The organism is Aminobacter sp. P4_H6_2, assembly GCF_056400805.1.
In genome coordinates this window covers 1-4,717 of the sequence record NZ_JBFUKO010000424.1, presented here as the reverse complement: position 1 = coordinate 4,717, position 4,717 = coordinate 1, and the positions used below count along the sequence as shown (strand labels likewise).

The following is a 4,717-nucleotide window of genomic DNA, read 5'->3' as shown; positions in this document are numbered from 1 at the left end:
GGCGCCACGTAACCTTGGGGTTGGACTGGGCAATTGCCGGTGCCGCAAGCGTCGCGGCAGCGGCAGCAGCCCCCACGCCGGTCGTGCCGGCCTTCCTGATAAATGAACGGCGATCCATCAAAATCCTCCCATACTGGACCGAAAGACTAGTGCGACGCTTCGGGAAATTATTGCCTCCCACGACTAACGCCGCGGGCATCAATACACGGCGAAGGGGGCGAGTAAAGCGCGCCAGACTGGGCGGAGAATGTTTGATTGCCGAAAACCTTGCTGCAGCGCAAGCATCTAAAACTATAGTCTAATCCCCGCTGCCAGGCGCATACGAGATATGCAAACTTGTGTTGGAAAAGTGCCTTGGGATCGCCTATTTTGTAGGCAAGGAAACCGCATGCTTCCCATAAGGATTTGAACGCTATCATGCACCAGCCGCTCGTTGCCGTATCGACCGACGTCAAGCAGTTCGAGAACTACACTTGGCACGCGGCACCCCAGCAGTATCTCGAGGCGGCGATCTCGGGTGCCGGCGTGCTGCCGGTGCTGGTGCCCAATTTCGGCGACCGCCTCGACCTCGACGAGCTTTTGTCCTCCGTCGACGGCGTCATGCTGACCGGCTCGAAGTCGAACGTCGACCCGCGCCTCTATGGCGAGGAAGCGACCGAGGCCAATGGTCCCTACGACTTCGCCCGCGACTCCACCACCATGCCGCTGATCCGCAAGGCGATCGAACGCGGCGTGCCGCTGCTCGCCATTTGCCGCGGCATCCAGGAACTGAACGTGGCGCTTGGCGGTTCGCTCGCCACCGAGATCCAGGAGCGCGAAGGCATCGCCGATCACCGGGCGCCTGTCAGCGACAACCAGGACGAACGCTTCGCCATTCACCAGGTGGCCACCATCAAGCCGGGCAGCTGCCTTGCTGGTGTGTTCGGCCCAGGCGACATCCTGGTCAACTCGGTCCACCGCCAGGCAGTGGAACGGCTCGGTTCGAAGCTGCAGGTCGAGGCGGTGGCGCCCGACGGCACGGTCGAAGCCGTCTCGGTCCGCGACTCGCGTGCGTTCGCCGTCGGCGTGCAGTGGCACCCGGAATACTGGGTCGGCACCGACGACGTCTCGCAGCGTATCTTCAAGGCATTCGGCGATGCCGTGCGGGCCTATGCGCTCGCCCGTCAGGCAGCACGAACGGCAGCGGAATAGTCCGCCCTTTAGCCCTTGGCCGTCACATGCGCGGTCTCGGGCACCGGAGTCAGCGCCCGGCGCTCGTTGGAAAACCACGCAAAGATGTTGTCGGCCGCAAGGTCGGCCATCGCCTGACGCGTATGAACAGTCGCCGAGGCGACATGCGGCAGGAGCGAAGCATTGGGCAGGTCAATCAGCGCTTGCGGCACATTCGGTTCGTCGGCGAAGACATCCAGACCGGCGGCCAGGATCGTGCCCTTCGACAGCGCCTTGACCAGTGCTGCCTCATCGACCGTAGCGCCACGGCCGACATTGACGAAGACGCCATTGGCGCCGAGTGCTTGAAAAATCTCGGCGTTGACGATCTTCTCGGTCTGGGGCGTGGCAGGCGCCACCGAGATCAGCGTGTCGACCGCGAGCGCCAGTTCCTTCAGCGTCGGATGGTAATCGTAGGCAAGGCCTTCGACCTGGCGGCGATTGTGATAGGCGATCGGCAGTCCAAAGGCTTCGAGCCGGCGCGCGATAGCCAAACCGATGCGACCCATGCCGAAGATGCCGATGCGGCGGCCGCGCAGCGTAGCCGTCAGCCGATAGCCGCCCTCGCGGACCCAGTGCCCCTGCCGCAGCCAGCCCTCTGCCCGAGGCAGCTCGCGCACGGTGTTGATGAGCAGGCCCACCGCCGTGTCGGCGACCTCTTCGGTCAGCACATCGGGCGTGTTGGTGACCATGATGCCGCGTGCACCGGCATGGCGGGCGTCGACCGCGTCATAACCGACGCCAAAATTGGCGATAATCTCCAGATTGGGCAGCGCATCGATAAAGGCGGCATCGACCCGACCCATCGAAGCGATGCCGCGAACGTTTGCTTTCGTCTCGTCCGTCAGCAATGCCGGATCGCCTTCGGCGACGTGGATCAGCGGAAATGCCGATTTGAGCCGCTCGGTGACATGCGGATGCATCCGGCAAGGGATCAGGATCACCGGTGCTTCGATGTTCGATGCGGTCATGTGCGTTCTTTGGGTTTTCCGGTGGACTGCCTGACATGCAACTCGGGCTTGATCAGCTCCTGCGACGGCCGCACCGACTGGCCGTTGAGCTTGTCGAGAAGCGCGCTTGCGGCGCGGCGGCCAACCTCGCGCTGGCCGTTCCATACGGTGGTCAGCGCAGGCGTTGCGATCTGCGCTTCCTCGAGATCATCATAACCGGTGACCGAGACATCGATGCCGGGCACCAGACCTGCACGCGCGATGCCGTTCATCAGGCCAATGGCCACGAGATCGTTCCAGCAACAGGCCGCCGTCGGCTTGTCCTTGAGTGCCAAAAACTGCCCCGCCGCCTCGAAGCCGCCCTGCTTGGTGCGCGGACCGGCGATGCGCCACGATGGAAGGACTTCCAGTCCCGCCGCTTCCATGGCGTTGAGATAACCCTGGTAGCGGTGGCGGCCGGTCGAGGTCTGGTCAGTGCCGCCGATCATGGCGATGCGCTTGTGGCCGAGCGAGATCAAGTGGTTGGTGGCGAGCGCAGTTCCATAGGCATCGTCGCCACGGAAGACCGGTACTTCTGCACCTTCGACCGAACGCGCGATCAGCACGGCTGGAAGGCCGTTCTCCTCTGCCATGATGATGTCTTCGGCCGGCGTGCCGATAGCCGGCGACATGATCACCCCGTCGGCGCCGAGCTGCAGCAGCGTGTCGACGAAAGTGCGCTGCTTTTCGAGGTCGTCATAGTGGTTGGAAAGGATGAAGGTCTGCCGGCTGCGGTCGAGTTCGCTTTCGATCGAGCGCAGTATCTCGGCATAGAACGGGTTCATGATGTCGTGGACGACAACGCCGACGATGCCCGAGCGCGAAGTGCGCAGGCTGGCGGCACGGCGATTGTAGATGTAGCCGATCTCTCGGGCATGATGCTTGATGCGGTCGCGGGTGGCGTCAGCGACAAGGGGGCTATCGCGCAGCGCAAGCGACACGGTGGCAGTCGATACGCCAAGTGCGTCAGCGATCGTCGAAAGCTTGATCTTCTGAGCCAGCGGGCCCTCCATCCGCAGCGTGAACGAACGGTCTTTTAAACCGTTTAAAGCCGTATGCCATTGTTCAACGGCAAATCAAAGCTTTTTTGCCAGTTCCTCGGTTTCGGCATTTGGCGCAGCACGGTTGCGGACCCTGAGCGTGTGTTCACGGTGGATGATGTAGAGGCCACTGGAAACAATGATTGCAGCCCCCGCAAGGGTCCAGCGGTCCGGCAACTGGTCGAACACAAGCCAGCCCAGAATGATCATCCACACCATCTGGAGGTAGGGATAAGGCGCTAACGCTGTCGCCGTCGCGCGCTGGTAGGCCTTGATCAGCAGCCAATGGCCGAAGCCGCCGAACACGCCGAGCCCGAACAGCACAAGCCAGTCATAGACATGCACCGGCAGCGAACCGGCCAAGGGGACCGCCGGCAGCATGAAAATCGCCGGCACCACCGCCGAGTAGAGGATCAGGCTTTCGGCCGTTTCGCGGTTGCCCATCTGCCGGGTCATGATCGTGTAGAGTGACGAGCTCAGCATGGCGCAGAGGGAAAAGATATGCCCCATGTCGAAGCCGCCGAAGCCCGGTCGGGTGATGACGACTACACCGATGAAGCCGACGAGGACCGCGAGCCAGCGCCGCCAGCCGGCCCATTCGCCAAGCAGCGGTCCGGCAAGCGCGGTGATGACCATCGGGCTGGCGAAATTGATCGACACCGTTTCGGCGAGCTGTAACGTCTGCAGCGCCATGAAATTGAAGATCGTCGAGCCAAACATGAACACGGCGCGCAGGATCTGCAGCTTCAGGCTTTGCGGCACAAGACGTTCTGGCCGTCGCCAGGCCTTGAACAGGACGATGACGATGAGCGCGTGAACGGCAAAACGCACCCAGGTGACGAAGGGCGCCGCCATACCCGATGTCACCAGATGTTTGGCGCTGGTGTCGAGGAAGGAGAAAATCAGGCCCGAGGCGAATATCAGCAGGATCGCCGATGAAGGCGTTGCTGTTTCTGCTGGTTTTTGGGGAGACACGCTGGCAGGCCGGAAAATCGAGGACGGAGGTTACTTCCAGCTCATGCGGGAAGTGCTGCCGTCCGGCAAGGCGAAAGTCGTGGTCCAGCCGAAGAAGTGATCACTCCGCCGCTTCGGCTTCCACTTCGGGCTCCGCTTCGGCAGCACCCTCGACTTCGGCAACCTCGTCGTCGATGAGCGTGAGGTCCGACAAATTGGCCTCGATGCGCAGCAGAAGCTTGGAAAGCTGCTTCAGATCCTTCTTGTCGAAGCCCTTGAGCGCCTGCTTTTCGGTCTTCTTGACCGACTTCTCCACGGCGCGAATGGCGTCCGTACCGGTTTCCGTCAGGAAGATATGAGCCTGGCGGGCGTCGGTATCCGAGGCGCGCTTTTCGAGGAAACCCTGCGCCTGGAGCCGATTGATGGTCTTGGTGATGGTCGGGGGACGGACGCCGAGCCGCGAGGCGAGCTGTCCGGGCGTCTGGCCGTTGTCGTCGTGCAGCGACAGCATGATCTGGTCCTGGC

Annotated in this window: 6 protein-coding genes and 1 pseudogene; 2 read left to right on the top strand and 5 right to left on the bottom strand. The window is 62.4% G+C overall.

The window, feature by feature from the left end; translation table 11 throughout:
- A pseudogene (locus tag AC1DUU_RS23425) lies at nucleotides 1-118 on the bottom strand (ABC transporter substrate-binding protein); the annotation flags it as partial.
- Between the two features lie 299 nt (nucleotides 119-417).
- On the opposite strand from AC1DUU_RS23425, the gene AC1DUU_RS23420 reads away from it, so the two are divergent.
- Nucleotides 418-1,191, top strand: a complete 774-nt coding sequence (locus AC1DUU_RS23420; protein ID WP_476785778.1) for a gamma-glutamyl-gamma-aminobutyrate hydrolase family protein — start codon at nucleotides 418-420, stop codon at nucleotides 1,189-1,191.
- A gap of 8 nt (nucleotides 1,192-1,199) precedes the next feature.
- On the opposite strand, the gene AC1DUU_RS23415 is transcribed toward AC1DUU_RS23420, so the two are convergent.
- From AC1DUU_RS23415 to AC1DUU_RS23405, 3 genes are all read right to left on the bottom strand, one after another.
- Nucleotides 1,200-2,132: a 2-hydroxyacid dehydrogenase gene (locus AC1DUU_RS23415; RefSeq protein ID WP_476785780.1), complete on the bottom strand. Its 933-nt coding sequence runs from the start codon at nucleotides 2,130-2,132 to the stop codon at nucleotides 1,200-1,202.
- A gap of 44 nt (nucleotides 2,133-2,176) precedes the next feature.
- The gene (locus AC1DUU_RS23410) at nucleotides 2,177-3,211 is read right to left on the bottom strand and encodes a LacI family DNA-binding transcriptional regulator (protein ID WP_476785777.1); all 1,035 of its coding nucleotides are present in this window, start codon (nucleotides 3,209-3,211) and stop codon (nucleotides 2,177-2,179) included.
- A 63-nt stretch (nucleotides 3,212-3,274) separates the two neighbouring features.
- Nucleotides 3,275-4,159: a DMT family transporter gene (locus AC1DUU_RS23405; protein WP_476785779.1), complete on the bottom strand. Its 885-nt coding sequence runs from the start codon at nucleotides 4,157-4,159 to the stop codon at nucleotides 3,275-3,277.
- Here AC1DUU_RS23405 and AC1DUU_RS23400 point away from each other — a divergent pair.
- Nucleotides 4,074-4,313: a hypothetical protein gene (locus AC1DUU_RS23400; RefSeq protein WP_476785781.1), complete on the top strand. Its 240-nt coding sequence runs from the start codon at nucleotides 4,074-4,076 to the stop codon at nucleotides 4,311-4,313. The genes AC1DUU_RS23405 and AC1DUU_RS23400 overlap by 86 nt on opposite strands.
- On the opposite strand, the gene AC1DUU_RS23395 is transcribed toward AC1DUU_RS23400, so the two are convergent.
- The coding region (locus tag AC1DUU_RS23395) for a MarR family winged helix-turn-helix transcriptional regulator (protein WP_476785776.1) at nucleotides 4,314-4,717 on the bottom strand (404 nt) is incomplete at its 5' end.

Coding starts and splice junctions, on each gene's coding strand:
- AC1DUU_RS23420 (WP_476785778.1), top strand. CDS start 418: ATGCACCAGCCGCTCGTTGCCGTATCGACCGACGTCAAGCAGTTCGAG.
- AC1DUU_RS23415 (WP_476785780.1), bottom strand. CDS start 2,132: ATGCATCCGCATGTCACCGAGCGGCTCAAATCGGCATTTCCGCTGATC.
- AC1DUU_RS23410 (WP_476785777.1), bottom strand. CDS start 3,211: ATGGAGGGCCCGCTGGCTCAGAAGATCAAGCTTTCGACGATCGCTGAC.